The organism is Allobosea sp. 05T433 (assembly GCF_056396065.1).
In genome coordinates this window covers 178,424-194,710 of record NZ_JBFTKS010000012.1, presented here as the reverse complement: position 1 = coordinate 194,710, position 16,287 = coordinate 178,424, and the positions used below count along the sequence as shown (strand labels likewise).

15 protein-coding genes are annotated in these 16,287 nt (G+C 51.9%); 4 read left to right on the top strand and 11 right to left on the bottom strand.

Annotated features, from left to right (window positions below; translation table 11 throughout):
• Positions 1-855: 855 nt before the first annotated feature.
• Together AC1DGP_RS18485 and AC1DGP_RS18480 are read right to left on the bottom strand one after the other, a co-directional pair.
• Positions 856-2,097: an aminotransferase class III-fold pyridoxal phosphate-dependent enzyme gene (locus AC1DGP_RS18485; RefSeq protein WP_476832390.1), complete on the bottom strand. Its 1,242-nt coding sequence runs from the start codon at positions 2,095-2,097 to the stop codon at positions 856-858.
• Position 2,098: 1 nt separating this feature from the next.
• Positions 2,099-3,130 (bottom strand): TauD/TfdA family dioxygenase, encoded by a 1,032-nt coding sequence (locus AC1DGP_RS18480; protein WP_476832389.1) that lies wholly within the window; start codon positions 3,128-3,130, stop codon positions 2,099-2,101.
• A 104-nt stretch (positions 3,131-3,234) separates the two neighbouring features.
• Between AC1DGP_RS18480 and AC1DGP_RS18475 the strand changes: the two genes are divergently transcribed.
• Positions 3,235-3,858: a hypothetical protein gene (locus AC1DGP_RS18475; protein WP_476832388.1), complete on the top strand. Its 624-nt coding sequence runs from the start codon at positions 3,235-3,237 to the stop codon at positions 3,856-3,858.
• Positions 3,859-4,168: 310 nt separating this feature from the next.
• On the opposite strand, the gene AC1DGP_RS18470 is transcribed toward AC1DGP_RS18475, so the two are convergent.
• A complete protein-coding gene (locus tag AC1DGP_RS18470; protein ID WP_476832387.1) occupies positions 4,169-4,504 on the bottom strand; it encodes a hypothetical protein in 336 nt (111 codons plus the stop codon).
• A 34-nt stretch (positions 4,505-4,538) separates the two neighbouring features.
• On the opposite strand from AC1DGP_RS18470, the gene AC1DGP_RS18465 reads away from it, so the two are divergent.
• Positions 4,539-4,766 carry a hypothetical protein gene (locus AC1DGP_RS18465; RefSeq protein ID WP_476832386.1) on the top strand — a complete coding sequence of 76 codons (228 nt, stop codon included), beginning with the start codon at positions 4,539-4,541 and terminating at the stop codon, positions 4,764-4,766.
• A gap of 140 nt (positions 4,767-4,906) precedes the next feature.
• Here AC1DGP_RS18465 and AC1DGP_RS18460 read toward each other — a convergent pair whose 3' ends face one another.
• The 3 genes from AC1DGP_RS18460 to AC1DGP_RS18450 are packed head-to-tail and all read right to left on the bottom strand — an operon-like array spanning position 4,907 to position 10,077.
• Positions 4,907-6,142 carry a phosphorylase family protein gene (locus AC1DGP_RS18460; RefSeq protein ID WP_476832385.1) on the bottom strand — a complete coding sequence of 412 codons (1,236 nt, stop codon included), beginning with the start codon at positions 6,140-6,142 and terminating at the stop codon, positions 4,907-4,909.
• Positions 6,143-6,145: 3 nt separating this feature from the next.
• Positions 6,146-6,604 (bottom strand): response regulator, encoded by a 459-nt coding sequence (locus AC1DGP_RS18455; protein WP_476832384.1) that lies wholly within the window; start codon positions 6,602-6,604, stop codon positions 6,146-6,148.
• Positions 6,601-10,077, bottom strand: coding sequence for a hypothetical protein (locus tag AC1DGP_RS18450; RefSeq protein WP_476832383.1), 3,477 nt, complete (start codon positions 10,075-10,077; stop codon positions 6,601-6,603). The genes AC1DGP_RS18455 and AC1DGP_RS18450 overlap by 4 nt, the downstream gene beginning before the upstream one ends.
• Positions 10,078-10,345: 268 nt before the next feature.
• Between AC1DGP_RS18450 and AC1DGP_RS18445 the strand changes: the two genes are divergently transcribed.
• A complete protein-coding gene (locus tag AC1DGP_RS18445) occupies positions 10,346-10,993 on the top strand; it encodes a recombinase family protein (protein ID WP_476832382.1) in 648 nt (215 codons plus the stop codon).
• A gap of 517 nt (positions 10,994-11,510) precedes the next feature.
• Here the strand turns inward: AC1DGP_RS18445 and AC1DGP_RS18440 are convergent.
• The 3 genes from AC1DGP_RS18440 to AC1DGP_RS18430 form a co-directional block, all read right to left on the bottom strand.
• Complete coding sequence (locus tag AC1DGP_RS18440; protein WP_476832381.1) at positions 11,511-11,999, bottom strand: hypothetical protein; 489 nt, start codon at positions 11,997-11,999, stop codon at positions 11,511-11,513.
• A gap of 371 nt (positions 12,000-12,370) precedes the next feature.
• Positions 12,371-12,649 (bottom strand): hypothetical protein, encoded by a 279-nt coding sequence (locus AC1DGP_RS18435; protein ID WP_476832380.1) that lies wholly within the window; start codon positions 12,647-12,649, stop codon positions 12,371-12,373.
• A 27-nt stretch (positions 12,650-12,676) separates the two neighbouring features.
• Positions 12,677-13,696, bottom strand: a complete 1,020-nt coding sequence (locus tag AC1DGP_RS18430; protein WP_476832379.1) for a hypothetical protein — start codon at positions 13,694-13,696, stop codon at positions 12,677-12,679.
• A 238-nt stretch (positions 13,697-13,934) separates the two neighbouring features.
• Between AC1DGP_RS18430 and AC1DGP_RS18425 the strand changes: the two genes are divergently transcribed.
• Complete coding sequence (locus AC1DGP_RS18425; RefSeq protein ID WP_476832378.1) at positions 13,935-14,555, top strand: hypothetical protein; 621 nt, start codon at positions 13,935-13,937, stop codon at positions 14,553-14,555.
• Between the two features lie 475 nt (positions 14,556-15,030).
• Here the strand turns inward: AC1DGP_RS18425 and AC1DGP_RS18420 are convergent, their stop codons facing one another.
• Both AC1DGP_RS18420 and AC1DGP_RS18415 read right to left on the bottom strand, forming a co-directional pair.
• Positions 15,031-15,168, bottom strand: coding sequence for a hypothetical protein (locus AC1DGP_RS18420; RefSeq protein WP_476832392.1), 138 nt, complete (start codon positions 15,166-15,168; stop codon positions 15,031-15,033).
• 140 nt (positions 15,169-15,308) lie between these two features.
• Entirely contained in the window at positions 15,309-16,130 is an 822-nt protein-coding gene (locus AC1DGP_RS18415; RefSeq protein WP_476832377.1) for a hypothetical protein, read from the bottom strand.
• Positions 16,131-16,287 lie beyond the last annotated feature (157 nt).

Genomic DNA, 16,287 nt, shown 5'->3' with positions numbered 1-16,287 from the left:
GGCCAGGCGATGACAGCGTCATGGCGTTCACAGACTTCGGCATCGAGATGCTCAAAGGCCTCGCCGAAATCTACAAAGCCAATCCTCACCTGCTCACAAGATCGGACGACCCGAAATAGCCGTACTGCGGCCTACGCCGCATGGTTACGCTGCATCCATTAGGGGCACCGCTGCGTGATTCCCTCATGTCGGAACCGAAGCCCCTAGAACCTGACGACATGGCTGCGCCATCGCCTAATTTCACTTAGAATGCGCGCCGAACTGCTATCTCAGTTCGGCAAGGGTGGCCTTCTCGGGCGGGCACATCTCGTCAGAACTCTTCTGCTGCGGCCATGGTGCCGTTGTCAGGCAGAAACCCCACTTGGGCGGCCTTTCAGTATATGCCCGAACTTCTCTGATTGCCGCTGCGTCCAGTGCCGAGCTCCCTACGCTCGCTATTCCGGCGAGCCATTGCCACTGTGAGTTTTTGATGTGAAAATATGTCAAATGAGGATGAACGCCGATGAAGTCCTACGTTTCGCATGAGTCTCCCCACCTAGACCCGGCGCTTCGCGCACTCAGGAAGCGTGAACTCAAAATCGAGATCGCGCATGCTCAATCCGATCTTAGGTCGGCCAAGAACATTTCGGACCGAAGCGCGGTATCTCATAGATTGAGCGAGCTTGAACGCGAACTTAAGTCGCTAGATTAACCTACTATCGCGGTCAGGGCTGTAAACGCCTTAGGCGCTCCAACTCCTTTCTTAGTAATTCTATCTTCACATCAGCTGTACCGTTACTTTCAAGGCGTCTAATCTTCTCCTCCAATTGCTTGATTCTAATTTTCTCTTGGCGTTGTAGCGTTTCTACGGGATCTTTAGGAAAGTTGATCATTCCGAATCCTCCCAGTCATTGCTCTGTAAGTCAGCTCGCTGACGATTGATGGATCCAGTGAATCGTGAGCGAGGGAAACAAACGAACAATGCCCTTCCATAATAAAAATGCCGGCTTCTTGAAATCGCAATCTAATTTGATCTCTTTCAATTTGGTTTTCCAGTAATTCTTGAGAAAATACGAGCTCGAATATCGTATTTTTTAGAAATCCTTTGGCGGAAAGCTTTTGGATTACGCCGGCGTCAACCAACCCAATATTTATGGCGTTAGCCATTTTCTCTATGATATGTGGAAGGCGGTTATATCCATCCCTCTCATTCATCAATTCCAAAACTGTCAAGCCAGCAGCCGCTCCAAATACTTCTTTCGAATGCGTACCGCCGATTTTAGCTTCGCGATATAAGCTCGATCTGTCAGCCGTTCCAGTAAGTACGGCAATTGGCGCCCCATTGCCGATTGCCTTTCCGAGCACTACGTAATCGATGTCAGGCGTCAAGTAATCAAAGTAGCCTCGTGGCCCTATTCTCCCAGCAGTTTTAGTCTCATCTAAAATAACTCTAACATCGTGTTCTCGGCATAAATTGAAGATGGAGGATGCTTTATTTTCATCTATGAAAACAAATTGCTGAGCATCAACGGCAAAGGCCCCGATTGTATCAGAAAACCTTTCCAACAGCGACTTAAGGGATGCTAGATCCAAATCTTCCCAGTCGAATACAGGTTCACTTTCGGTGAATCCCCTACAACCAGAAAGGAGTCGCCTTTGTGTACGATACGGCGAATTTAATGGCTCATGCCATTTAATACTGTTCCCTATCGCGATGTCCGACTGACCAAGATATCCGCACCTTATGACACCAAGCCTACCGGTTTCCATCGCACTTAGACGTAGTGCAAAGCTGACCGCCTCTGACGCTGTTTTGGTGAAAAGAATAACCTTATGCTCGCCCGGACTGCCATCCATTAGATATTCCGCATAATCGTAATGGAGCTCCGAATAGCTAGGCAGATTTAGCCCAACTGAAACGTGTTTCGCCACGCATTCATTAAATTTTGCATCTCCGTGCCCAAGTATGACAGGTCCGACACCAAGAATAAAATCAATATATGACTTGTTATTTTGATCATATACCGTTGCGCCGTCTCCCCTGGCAAATTTCAATCTCTCCCCAAGCGAATTCTGGAATAGTCCGCTCCCGACAAACGGTCCAGCAAAATTGGACACTTCAGACCTCCTCCAAAATTCTGAGCATAAACTTTTTTACTGAATGGCTGTAATCCTCCGGACGCGGCCGCTGGCCGTATGTCCTTAGAATCCACCTCTTAGTTTCCTCATCTTGTGGTATTCCGACAAACGACCGGCCATGTATTGCGGTGTTATTGTTCACCAACACGATGTCGCCTGGCTCAATACAAATGTCGCAATACGAATCCGCGACAGCGCCCTTTAGTGCCTCAAATGCCTCAGCGCACTCGTGCGAATCATCGAGCCCCTCCATTACGGTGATAGACGAATTGCTGAACCGTATCCTAAAGCCATACTCGGTACGCTCGAGGACTGGTTCAGAGAAAAACTCCATAGTATCTGGTATTGAAAACGAACGTTGTGGTTTGAATCTGAACATTTTCCGCTGTAAATAGTGTATGTGTGAGCTTTTCAATTTTCGCAATACTTTACTAAGCGGGGCCACGCGAGTGGAGACCTTGTTCGGATTTCGAATGCCGATAAGAATAACTGCATCCGGCCCAGGCGGAAGCTGCGGATGATATCGGTCGGGTACATTTGGCGGGAATACGATCCCATCTGTGTGGCCCCGCATTCCGTCCTGCGATACCTCTAAGCCAACCTGAGGAGACAGGTGAACATAAAGCTCGCCGTTGTTCTCGCATTCATACGACACAAGATCCAACCCGAGCGTTTCGATTATTGTCGTTGCCGTGTTCGCTACCTTTGTCCAATCTGGCGGCAGAGTAGGGTCGACCATATCCTTGGGACCACCTTTAATTCCCGACGCCTCAATCATTCCTCGTAGTATTAAAATACTATAAACGCCAGCCATAAGCTTATCAATATCTTCCTTTACCTCATAGAATTCATTGAAAGTTCTTATAAGTAATTCGGAGTTACTATTTCTAGTGTAAAACTGCTCGTAGTATTCTGTCGGATTTTCGAGGCATTCCCGCGGCTCGAACGGCCTATCAAAGCAGATCTCACAGATTGCGGCCTCGGCGTCTTCCGCCCGAGTCAAAATTCGCACCAGCTGCCCCCATTTTTGGAACTCTCGCACGGATGCGAGAGTTAATTGGTTTTGCTCAGCATTTATGATATGCTGCGTTTACGGTTTTTGCCAAGGAGGCGGATATGAACGAGCCTAGAGAGCAGAAGAACGACGGCGATCAGTTTTTGACTGCGGCGTCGAGGAACGTTAAAAAATTCTATCACGCTGCATCTAATACACATATCTGTTATCAGGAAAATATTGGATMATTCGGAATTCGTGGAATTGGTGATTTCGCGGACGAAGCTTACCGTGATTATCTGAACAATATTAAATCTTGGCTTAACGCTGCAACCAGCCGAGAGGTCGAAGTTGCGACAGCAAATATTCTAGATGTAATGACGGGATTCAATGAAATTCGCGAAATCCAAATACGTGTGCCAGAATTGGTAAAGGATCGCGTTCGGCGCCTGGCGGCAGATGATGGAATTTCTATTTCTGATTATATCGTCAAGATTATTCGTCAGACTGCAATGAATGTATCCTCTGGAAAGATTGATATTCCCACATTGGAGAAGAGAGCAAAAGTCGTTAAGGAGGAAATGAAACACGGCCACGAAACGGCGGCTATTTCATTTCGGATTGATAGCGCCCAACTTGCGTATTTGGCGCGAGTCATAGCCGACGGTAATACGGAAGCTGGTGTATTAAAGGATATCGTGCTTAATTTCTATCAAAGTGAGATAGTCGAAACCACGGCTGGGTAACTTGGACGCTTGGCGCGGAATCGTTGAGTCCTTCTAGCGATGCACGCGTTCGAACGCGTGCATCGCAGGGGTGTTGTGTTCCGATGATCCGGTAGCGTCGAGGCTTCAAAGCTTCTTATTGCATTAAGTTGATATTCGCCTTGCGCTTTGATGAGACGGTCCTGAACCATCTGGTCGGCCATTCGAACAAGAGTGTCGGGGCGAGCGACGGACAGCGGAGAAACGCGGATGGCGGCCGGGACAGCGGCTACCCACTGCCGAGACTGGAGCAGGAAATCGGGCGGGTCCGTTTCGACGGCGTCGCTTTCGCTCAAACCGGCTCGTCCTCGGGAAGCGGTGGCTGCGCAGCCTGAGTCCGCAACGCCTCATAGAGCCGTCCAGGCCCCAGCAGGATGTCCTTCAGCCCCTCGCGCACCTTCGCCGAGTCCAGGGCCTGCTTGCTCATCGTCGAATGGGCGTCGAAGGCGTCGATGATGGCGTTCAGGATCGCCTGTGACAGGGCGGGCGAGTTGGCGAACTGCTCCTTCGTGTTGTTCGTCGCCTGCTCGACCAGCGTCTCGCTCTCCAGCAGCTTCCCCTTGATGACGTTGTTCACGTAGATCAGCTGGTCGTTGTCGGTCAGTTCGCCCTGGAAGAGGTCGTTCACCTTCGCGACGATCTCGGCGAGCAGCGCCTTTTCCTTGTCCTGGATCGAGCCGGAGCCGCTCTCGGTGATGGGCTGGAGCTTCTCGCCTTCGCCGCCGAGCGTCAGCGGGCGCTTGCCCTGGCTGGAGAGCTTGTGGTGGGTCAGGACGATCTTGGAAACGTCGACGCCTTCGCGCTTAATGGCTGTCTATGGCTACGCACGCGTCAGCACTGTCGACCAGGACCTGACGACGCAGGTCGAGAAGCTGACCACGGCCGGCTGAACGTCCGAACATACAGCGATCAGCGAAACTCAGATCGGAACGAGCACGGTTTTCATCCCCGTCTCGTCCCGTCTCGGTCAAAATGCAAAATGGTCGCCGTTCCGCTTCCGCCCGAACGGTGGCCAGCCTATCGCGATCCTTTACTCTAAGATTTGCAGCATCTTCGGAATAACGTAATCCAATATCCCGGCGGTCACGTGCGAAGCATAAGTTTGATAGGAGTTATCCTTCGCAGAAGACGCGAAGTCGACAACGCCTTTAAATATAACCGACATCGGGCGGGGGGTTCCGTTATTCAGGCATGCGTAGGCAACTCCGTAACTCTCCATGTCGAGGCCAATTATACCACGATGCTGACTTAACAAGGTTTCAAAAGCCGCTTCGTTCGCGACGACGGATGCCCCCGAAACCATAGGTCCTATATGGATACGCAACTCTTCATCCGGCTTCGGTCCATAAAATGAGTGTTTAATTTCGGAAAGCCGAACCCTGTCTTCCGACAACTCCCTGAAAACAGCTATCACCCGGGGGTCCAAATCAAGTTGATGAGGAGACGGAAGGAACCCCTGCTTCTTGCCAACTTCAACGATCTTCCCGCTACCCCAATCCCAGGTCGGGTCGGCGACGATGACATCTCCAAGGTTCACCTTGTCAGATCGTCCAGCGCAAATTCCGGTCATCACGAGCAAGCGCGGACGAAACTGATGAATCACTTTTGAGGAAAGAGCCGCCGCTGCCGGCAGGCCCATACGAGGCGCTGCTGCCGCGAGTACAGAATAGGACGTCGAATCGTGCCTCAGTTGGCCAGCGAAATATCGCGTCTCGTCGTGTCGAAACTTTATCGTTTCCCACGAATAAGGCAGGCGCCTTACCGCGTCCAACTCCGGAGAATCGAGGGCGCAAATTACGGCCACATCAGTACCGTAGGTTATGCCGTCTCGAAAATTATTGGACTGTCGGGCGTCGCAGATATAGCGGACTTTGCGGCTCAATTGTCCTCGCCATTCTTCAGAATTGGCTTGGTAGCGAATTATCGACCAGAGCCTTTCGTCAAAGGCCGAACCAAATTCCTCGATTGCATCTGAGAATTCCGATATTCCAATCACATAGCTGGGGTTATTTCGTTGATCACTTCTATCCAGCTCTCGGAGTACTTCAAGCCCCGCGCCGCGTGTCGCTTGAGTGTCGAGCCGCCGGGGGATATTGATGTCGAGAAGTAGTAAATCGAATTTCTCAGATGAAACAGCCTTTAGAGCATGGGCTGCATTAATTGCATGAACAACCGTCGTAGCATTTATTCCAGCGTCAGATAGAACGGACATAATTTCAGCATACTTAAAAGGGCTATCTTCAACGATCAATACGCGCAAAGGCATCTATCAAATCCCATCCAAAAATTGCGTGTCGAGAATAATCTTTAAGCGGTCCTTCCAGTCGTCAACATTTGATCGATAGTGTACCGTCCCGAGATAATTCGTGAAGCGCGTGGCAAGCTCGACCTGTAGTTCACTCAGAGTGACTTCCTCTGCCTCTTCCCCGAACCGCCCAAATTGTGTGACTACAACCGTGGGCAGCACGACCTCCTCGCGCTGCAGTTGGCGTAGGATCTCCCGCCCGGCGAAGTGATGGGGACGCCCCCTATCGTCCCTAAGAGACCGGTCGTAGTTTGCCATCGTCATATCAAGCAACATCAAATCCGCCTCTCCGCGCAACGCCGCCCTTAGGCCACTCGTCAGCGAACGTGCGAGCTCTATTTCGGCATTTGGCATCCACTCAATGATGAAAGCAGCTAGCGCAGCGGATTTGCCTTCGTCGTCTTCAACGATAAGGATTTTCATGCCACCACACCCCTGCTATCTATCAAGATCTGAACATTGAAATTGCCGTCTGCGACAGACACATCAAGATCGTGAGTGCGGCCAAGGTCGCTTCGCAGAAGTTTCCAAATCTTAGGGTAGCCCGATCCCCCTTCCTCACCGAGTAGCTCTATAGATTTGGTCTGGCCATAATCAGAGTTAATTGTGCGAGCTTTAGATTGCACAGCCGGGAGGTCAGCCTTGGAGCCAATGTCATTACGTAAATGAAGATAGAGAGAGTTCTGGCTAGATTCAGCAGCGACATCAATCCTTAAGCTATCGCGACCAGCCGCGCCGTGCTCAGCGGCATTGTCAAATAGCAAGAAAAAGAGGCGAGCCAAATGAGGTAGCGTCCAACCTTTCATCTGGATAGGTTTTGTCTTCAAAAATGTCTCGTTGATTGCGACGTTTTTATAATATGACTTGACAGTTCGAATGCCGGCCTGGAAAGCCAATTCAAGCTCGTAGTCATGATACTCGGTTGAACTAGACAAGGTGAACCAGCTTGAAACGCGTTCAACGGCGGACCGCATTTCGCCCTTAACGAGCGACAACGACGTGTGGATGGCGGGAATATGTTCTTCTACTCCGATTTCTCGTAGATCGAGGTCAGTCTCGTCAATCAAAGCTATAAACTCAGATAATGTCGATGTCTCAAGAGTCGACCTTATGGACGACAAACAATATTGCGTTCGCTCCCAGAGATATGAAATAACGACATCGACGAAATCATCGTAGCTATATACTTTATCAACTCGAGATTCCACAATCGCTATATCAGTGTCGGTCATGTCATACACAAACAGACCATCTGGACACGTCTCAGAGCGAATCCGCAACGTATGACGATTCAATTTGTCGATCAGGTCGTCAATTTTCCTGGAAAGCTTATCAAGTTTTGCGCTGACCGCAGCACGTTTGGGTTCGTCGTGGTCGAACCGCTCTAGCCAATAGTTGTTAGCGCGATACTGGCCGCTATCAGACTCTTTGTTTGTCACAAGCTGCCGAGAAAACAGCGGACCCCTTAGCTCCTGCAAAATATATCCGTGTCGAATGTTGGTGCTCAGGTTCGAATTCAGTCCGAACTCCTTATTATTCGCAAACTGATCCCGAATACGAAGCACCATCTCTGTTAAGATAGTCCGACTTTCAGCAAGAGGTGTGCCGAAAGTCAGAAACGTAACGGAATCGCCGACAGCCGTGCGTAGGATTCGTTGAATGTTCTCGATTAAAGTGTCACCGGTGTACGCCTTCATAGCTTGGTACCGGTTCCAGCTGTCGCGCATCACAATATCGAACGACTTCCGAATAGATTCGACGTGGACATAAATTTTACTTTGATCTAGCTTTTCGGAGGTTTCTCTTACCACTTGCCGGGTCTGAATCTCACGGATTTCTTCCTTCAGTTCGTCGGGAGAATTTCGATTGGAGTTTATTAGCATCTCGTTCAGAGAAATCAGAACAGCAATCCGCTCATCCTCGACGGCCTTCGGGCTGTCGAGCGCCAGAGACTGATCAAGGACATCCGGTACACAAATATAACGAAGAAAGTATTCCAGCTTTGCGGTGTCATCATCAATCCCAGATCTGACTAGTTCAGACGCAAAATCTACGTTATCGCGGCGAAGAACGTCTTTGTATGCATCCGCGCGCTCGGCATCACGATCTGATGAATATAGCCTTGAGTAAGCGTCAAAAATTATGGCAATGCTCTTTCGGCCCCTGGTCTTTGAATTCCGAAAGGGCGCATTGTGTTCAACCATTATCTGATCGATCAGTGATCTAATGGGTAGAACTATCCCAAAATAGCTCGACTCCAGGTAGAGGCTTGCGGCCAACTCCGCGGCGCCGATTGTGTCATCCTCGCGCAGCATTGAATGGCAGAGTTGGACCGCGGCTTCTCCTCTCGTTGGCCGAGCACGCATCGTTGGGAGGAGGTCGGCGAGGAGTGAGGAAGATTCAGCGAAGTTGCCTTCCCGAGTTGCCTTATATACCGAAATCCGCGTTCGGCGTTCGTCCAGCAAAGAGGCCAGTTCGCTATCGCTGACCGCCAAACCCGCAATGTAAGCCACCGAGGAAATTGCATGCGAGGTAGGGTGCTGTAGTCTCAACTTGTTGATGTAGGATACGCAGCTTTCTTCCCCCGGCAGACAGAAAGCTATCAGCGGATTTTCGTCGAGGACATTAAGAGCGGCTAAGCGCTGGCTTCGCTCCGCTGGAAAGACACGCTCGTCGTTTGCCTGCCTTATGAGTATGAGCGATAGAGAGGCAGCCCATGAAAAGTTACAATATGTGAGTATGATTTTCTGAAGCCGCTGCCTGGCTTCGAGTGCATCGGTTGAGAAATTAAGGATGTGCGCGAGGTCGTGAGCTATACTTTCCGCAATAGTCCCCGTATTCTCCAGTATCTGTAGTGTATCTGCACAATTTGGCTCATAGCTGATTCTCGATAAAATAGAGATATGCTCGACGGTAAGTAAATTGAGATCAAGTGAATTAGTTATGTCTTTGATTGCTGCATAATCGCCATTGGCATAGTAGTCCAAGACGTCTACAAACTGATGAGGCATCACCGGCTGTGCATTTGTGCCGCCGTAGCACGACGCAATTCTTTGGAGACGCGGATCCTCTATGGCCTGGGAAAGTTCACAAATGATGCGACCGGTTATATCATCTCGGTCGTTTACATGATCCTCTCGGCACGTTCTTATTTGAGCAACTTTAAGAAGTATCTCGTACTGATCAACAACAGCGAGATTGTCACTGTAGCTTATCATTTCAGCAAGTTGGGTATCTTTTAGATCGTAATATTTTCCGTTTAGTGCATTTACGATAAATGGGAATCCAAAGTCGTCGGACATTAGATCAGAAAGCATTCGATCAAAAGACGTTTGAGTAATTGCTGCGTTACACCGCAAAGAAAACCATAATGAAAGTTGCTTGACGATGCCGGGGGCCTTAGAGGTCAATACAGTATCAACGAATTCTTTCCTCTGCGAATGCCCGCCGGTTGCTTGAGAAAAGCAGATGCGGTTCTCAATAAGCCAGAGAGATGTTCCAATGTCGGCTTCGATATCATCAAGAAGCGATCCGACATCTGCTGGATCCCCCGTTAAAAACACGTTTTCTATGATTCGGCGCGCCCGAACATATCGGCTGAGGCTCTCAGCATGCGCGAGAACGATGCCCGCTCGCCAAGCAAACTCGTTTTCATAGCTGGATATATACGGAGAGCTATGAGCGCGGAGTTCATCCACGCGTTTCGGAAACGCGGCAGGCAAAACGAAAGAGCGATAGGACGGATCTGCTGCGAAAAAGGCGGAAATTCGATACAGCAATCGTGGGTCTTGAGTGAGGCGCATGCGGCGAAGGCCGCGAAAGACATTGCCAGTTTTGCGGATGCGGTCGCGCTCGCGGACGAACTCGCTCCTGGCAGAAGTAGCGTTAGATTGCATCGAAGTCACTGCTAGGCGCCTGGATTGGGGGATAGACCCTAGATGTACCGACCCGCTTTGCCGACTTCAATCTGCGGGCAGCTGAGCGAACCAGCTTATTGTTGGCGGGATGAAGGTGGCTACTGATGCGGAGCCCATGCTTTGTTCGATAGGCTATAGGCCAACGGTCAGTCTGGGCGGGGCCGCCAAGTATGTCCGTAAGGGTTGACTCTTATCAACGGTCATGGAATCTATCGGACATCATCTCAGCGAACATTTTTGGAGGCGAATGCAGACCGTTCTCTATGCACGGGTAAGCACCCTCGATCAGACCATCGAGCATCAGCAGACGCAGGCTGAAGCTGCGGGTTTCAAGCTAGATCGGGTTCTCGCGGACCACGGGGTTTCCGGGGTCAAAACCAAGCTGGAGGAGCGACCCGAGGGAAGGCGCCTCTATGATATGCTGAGAGCCGGTGACGTTCTGGTGGTCCGATGGATAGACCGTCTGGGTCGCAACTATGATGACGTCAGAGACGCGGTCCAGGAGTTCATGCGTCGAGGCGTGATCGTTCGAACCATCATCAACAACATGACGTTCGATGGGTCCACCAAGGACCCGATGCAGATGGCTGTCCGGGATGCACTCATCGGGTTCATGGCCGCAGCCGCCCAGTCGCACGCCGAGGTGACGAAGGCCGCGCAGATCGCGGGCATCGCTCATGCCAAGAGTCTCGTAGGTGAGAAGCGCTACAAGGGGCGAAAGCCGAGCTACGACGAGAACCAGCTGGATGAGGTCCTGAATCTTGCTGGGCAGAAGGCTGGTATAAGCACCATCGCGAAAGTCACGGGATTGAGCCGTCAAGCGGTCTATCGGATCGTTGATGATCCAGCCGCTGCGCGAGCTTCATTGATCGAATGGGGATCGGTCCGAATCTGACCAGATGATGCGCGATGCTACAGCGGATTGCGGCGAGACAGGGAAACTGGCTCTGCTAGGTTTCTGCTCGCTGCCTTGCCCGTGCGTGACATGACAACAGGGCAGGCCAATCAAAAGAGCGAAGGCGGAGCCGCGCGGGTCTCCCATACTGCCGATTTCCGTAAACTCCACGTAGTCTGCTCCCGCCCCTCCTGCGACCTTCGGAACGTCTGCAAATGTGCAAGGCCGCGGTGCCCTTCCACGAACCGGAAGGACGGTCGTGGGCGGGTACCAGCGTTAGATTCGATCCAATAGCGGCATCTCGGGCTAAAGCGTGGTCCAGTTCGTCAGATTGGATGGTCGAATGTCCACGTGTATATGCAGATGTAGAAAATCACTGAAAAGATGAATGTGAACACGCGACTTTGGCTAAGGCGCGTGTTTCTAACTATTGCGGCGTGTTTTTCTCCGGGGAAATGATATAATACAAACTGTATTATAAACCCGGGTATCAGAATCGCGCCAAGCACAAACCGGATCAATTACGACGACCTCCCGCCATGCTGCCGAGTACGCTCCGCAAGATGGCGGTCGCGATCTGGCGTAAGATTCCCGTTTGGCTTGCTCGAGCCGCCGCCGATTTGGTCACTTCATCGAAGCGCGATGTGGGTAGGCCCGGTTTAGCTTCCGCAGTCTGGTCAGCGTTGTGACACCTTGCCAAGGTGGGCTCAGCAATAACCTTGAGCTTTGGCTCGATCTTTATGGGCTCCCGTTTGGTGTATTCCGGAATGATGATCGCTTTTTCGATCTGATTCAGCCGAATACCCCTTCTCCGGGCGTCGGCCAGGATTTTCTTTGCATGCCGCGTCGGCAGGCCATGCGACGTCAAATAGTATTCGACCCTTTCAATATCCGATTGAGCTTTCTTCTCAGCCTGAGTCGGACCCCGCAGCCATTTCTTAAAGCCCTTGCTCTTCACCAACGCCGTGATCGGATCTGCTAAGGCGACTTGTTTTTTTCGACGCACTCTTGCCTCCTGCCCTAACGGCAATTTATTCAATCGGCGCGGAATGACCAGAGGCCGGCCAAGGCCATGGAGCACGCGGAGTCGATTAGCTGCCCATCAAAGCGCGCGTCGGATCTGCGGCGGACGCGCGAGCGATCACGCGGAAGCAGCTGGCTCATTGACTCTGGCTAGAGCTCAGCCGCATGTTCCTGGTTTGTTTGCTTTCGATCCATTGGCATGAAGCAGCCCAACCCTAGCTGGGATCTCTACTCTTCCCATTGGCAGGTCGACGCCGACCGGCCTGACGGCACGTTCAAGGAGCCTTTTGCCTACACCAACTTCTTCTTCCCCGCGGAAACTGCGTAACATGCCGCAATATGGGAGCTCCCGGGCTATCGGATTGTCTTCTCGAACCGGATGCAGGTCATCAAGAGGAACTGGGAAGACTGATTGGCAGTGGCTCTGGGGCCGCTGCCCAACGCTTCCAGAAGGACATCGTCGCCTGCCAATATCAGCGAGACGCCAAGCGCCGACCAGAATCTGCCTTGGATATCACCGATGCCCAGTCCCATGAAAATGCTCTGGCCAGAATCCAGGATCTTTACGGCGCCATTGAAGATAGCGCCGAAGAGCAGGACTTGATGGACCTCGTCGATGCAGTGGCGGCCCATGAGGCTAGCCACACATTCTAACGGACCTTAAGAGTTCGATTGAGCTACCTGGGCACCGGCCGCTCTCGCCACTTCGCTCGGGTCGCGCCTCGGGGTCACTAGGTCAGAGATTCCGGGCTCGATGATCCTGGTCGCGACCATGCCAACGGCGGCACCCCCGATGATGGCCAGAAAATGGAAAAACGACGCACTGGCGCTGCCCGTAAAGGGCGACACTAGAACGCCGACCGCCACCGCCGCAGCGGGCCAGAGAAAGTTCGCTCCGGTAGTGTTGGGAGGCAGGATGTAGCTGAGCCCCAGCACTCCAACGGCTGCAATTAGCGCGAACGGCCAGCCGCCGGGGAGCAAGAATGTGCCGCCCGCAAACGCCACGGCGCTGGCCAGCCACCGGCTGATCGATGTCTTTCGCATTGCGGCTCGCTCGATCTCATCGTGAGCCTCGACTGCGCTCTGCACGGCAGCGGTATCGAGCTTCAGCTCAGCAAGAAGCGCCGGGACGAACCTCTCTTGGAATTCCTGGAAGTTCAGGTCGACGTCGCGGGATACTTCGACGATCGGTTCAACCCATTCCTCGCCTACGCCCCAATCCGTCACCAGCTGGGCGACGAATGGATCCGGGTCAGCCGTCTCGTCGGACGTGCAGATCAGATCATAGACTTGCGCCGGTGTCAGGTCTCGGCCGGCGATCGCCTTGATCAAATCGCTTTCGATCTGTGCGATTGAAAGCCCACTGGACAGCAGATAGTCGAAAAGGGCCGGTCGCCCGAGGTCGTGCAGGTCGTACCAGTCAAAGAGAAGCGCGAGCTGCTCGAACTCATTGGTGCCGTCACCGTCTCGGTCGGTCGCGAGGAGCGCGATGGTTTCGGCCGCGCTTCGTTTCCCCTGCGAAAGGGGCTCAAGGAGCTCTCGCTTCACATACCGCAGATCACGTCGCTGGGAATCCATATAATCGATGACCCATGGCGTAACGGCATTTGGCAGCCGGTAACTGACCAGAAGGTCATCCACCTTCTCGAACCGTAAACGCTCCTTCTTCTCACGTCGCATCGCCTCGTAATGCTCAGATTTTTCCTGGCGTCGGCGGTACTGTTCGTCTTCTTGTTCCTTTCGACGCCTGGCGCGTTCTTGCTCTGACCGCCGCTTATCAGCGGCCGCTCCCCGATTGTGGAGCATTACCCCGACCCAATCGGAGTTTGCAGCGTAGCTTTTACGGCGCCTCAATATTTCCTCCCCCGAATCTTTCACCTACATAACTGCAGCTGTGACTAAGGATAAAGAGGCGCGGATGCTTATTGCACMTGATGAAGGGAAGTCGCGGCGATCAGATCTGGCTGAACTCGGCGTCAAGACCGCGGTCGCGGGATTTGGGCTTTCGGTCGGACGCGGCGCCTATCGTGGCTTCAAGGACAACTGGCTGGTTGTGGCGATCATTTCCGCAGCCCTGCTTGGGAGCGGCTTCGGCGTCTGGAACTTGGTCCGAGGCCATCCGGCTTCATCGTCAAAGCTTTTGCGGGCCCTGACGGCGATCGGCCTCGCAGTGGCTGGCAGCGGCGTTTCTTTTGGCCTCGTCGTGATGTTTAGCGGCGACGCGGCGGTTGCGCTTGTGGTCTCGGTCTTCCTGCAGGTTTTGAGCGTTGGTATCGGAGCAATCGTTGGTGCCGCGCAACGGTCCGGGCGTCTGCTTCGCTTCTCGACCGAAGACCACAACAGGCGATTCCTAGACGGAGCTGGCCTGATCGAAGTCGGTGGGAGCGACAACACCCTCACTGACAGTCATGGCAATGAGATGGTGGTCGACGATTGGCGGCGCGACCGGATTGTGCTTCGCCGCACGAACGGCAGAGGCGTCGGCCATATCAGCCTCGATTCCGGCGGCAGGATGCTCCAATACAGCCCACCGGGCTGAGCGCTCGTTGCACCAGAGCGCGGCGGTTGCCTGCAGACTTGAAGCGAGCTTTGTTCTGCTCGCACGCCGTCCGATCGCCCTCCTGGTGCTGATTGGTCAAGCGCTCGTCGATGACTTCCCGCAGTACCCGAACTATCCGGCTGCCTTACTTCTTCTGGGCCAAGGCAAACATTTCATCCTTCGCTCGCTGAGCCAACGCCATGTCGACCTTGAATATCCTCGAGCAGCGTGGGATCGGGACATTGCCAAGTCCACCGGTCTCATTTGGGAAACCCGCCAAGCTCTGCGAAAAACGTGTGCTATTTTCTCTGGAGGGCTGATCGAGGCTGCACGAGTGGCTTCTGGTACAAGGCGACCCCAAAGAAGGGCTTCTGAAGGGGCTGTTGCTCGAAGGCGTGCGGCGATCACGATGAATGACGAGGATGATCGCCGCACGGGCTACTCTCTGGATGTCCGCTTGGCTAGCGGATGTCTGTCAGGCCCGGCCACCCGGCGCCTGGTGCTGCTGGGACGCCGGTCTTCCCCGGTTATCCAGATAGAGCCTGATGGCTTTCCTGATCAGGAAGTTTCTGGATGCACCGGTTGAGGCCGTGATGCGTTTCAGGCGGTCCACTACATCGCGGTCACACAGTATCTCAACTCTTACGGTTTCAGATTCTCGATTCAATACGTTCTCCTTCGACCCCGGTGGAGACCGGTGCTAAGGTATTTATCGAATTGCAGCTGAATAGATAATTCGGAAATTAGAACTGCTCAACATCCAGAAAGCCTGAATTTAAGTGCTTCTCTGAAATTGTTTCGATCTATGCGCCATTTGTCATGCGCCACGGAGTCTCTTGTCCATCCATACCGGTAGCATATTTTATCTGGATCGACTCCGTTGTCCAATTTGTCCTGGTGATCCTGATGAGCGTGCTTGAATATGTAGAAGGCTCTATCATCAAGGTTGCGCTCGTCGACCGACTGAAGATCGATATCATTCTTGCCCGCATTGGGGATCGCCTTATTCCACAAGCGCTCGATGGCTTCCCTTAACGCTCGAATGTCGACATCGAGCTTGAGAAGAATGTGCATGTGAGGGGCAACAAGATTGCCCTTATCGTCAAAATGCTCCATCGTACCGATGAAGAAAGGCCACTCTTCGAAGGGCTTATCTTTGAGAGTTGGAACAATTTCTAGAAGCAATTTCTTAATAAGCTTCAATGCAGTAATGTATAATTTCTTGGTTTTGTAATCTCTGTCATAATATTTCCATTTGCTGCTATGGCAGTAGTTCATTGATATTGTCAGAAAATAATTGGGAGATTCAGCAATTGCACTCTTCGCATCCCAATGGCGCGATGCGAATTTTAATTCGTTCTCTGCTAGTTTTGCCTGTATCCTAGTTAGCTTTTCTCTTTCCTCAGACGTCTTTGCGTTCGCGATTTTATAGGCCAGAGACGGGCCTTTCACTCGCGTGTCTAATTCGAGGGTTCCATTCTTTAGACGTGAGTTATATGATTCAATTAGTTTAATTTCCTCATTGGTATGATTTCGCTTTTCTTCTATTTCGGTATATTTTCTGTCTAATCCCATTTTTCATAATTCCGTTGGTTATATTCAAATCGTTACGATTTGAAGCCACAAGTGGCAAATCGATTGTGTAATAATTTATTAACATTAAGATTTGCTGATAAGCTGAGTTTTTGGCTTTGCTCATGTTTTTAACCTCATGTTTTTAACCTCGTTCAGA

Excerpts from the sequence above, each read along its gene's own strand:
- AC1DGP_RS18460 (WP_476832385.1), bottom strand. The coding sequence starts at position 6,142 with ATGCCTTTGCGCGTATTGATCGTTGAAGATAGCCCTTTTAAGTATGCT.
- AC1DGP_RS18455 (WP_476832384.1), bottom strand. The coding sequence starts at position 6,604 with ATGAAAATCCTTATCGTTGAAGACGACGAAGGCAAATCCGCTGCGCTA.
- AC1DGP_RS18450 (WP_476832383.1), bottom strand. The coding sequence starts at position 10,077 with ATGCAATCTAACGCTACTTCTGCCAGGAGCGAGTTCGTCCGCGAGCGC.
- AC1DGP_RS18445 (WP_476832382.1), top strand. The coding sequence starts at position 10,346 with ATGCAGACCGTTCTCTATGCACGGGTAAGCACCCTCGATCAGACCATC.
- AC1DGP_RS18435 (WP_476832380.1), bottom strand. The coding sequence starts at position 12,649 with ATGGGCCGCCACTGCATCGACGAGGTCCATCAAGTCCTGCTCTTCGGC.
- AC1DGP_RS18430 (WP_476832379.1), bottom strand. The coding sequence starts at position 13,696 with ATGCGACGTGAGAAGAAGGAGCGTTTACGGTTCGAGAAGGTGGATGAC.
- AC1DGP_RS18415 (WP_476832377.1), bottom strand. The coding sequence starts at position 16,130 with ATGGGATTAGACAGAAAATATACCGAAATAGAAGAAAAGCGAAATCAT.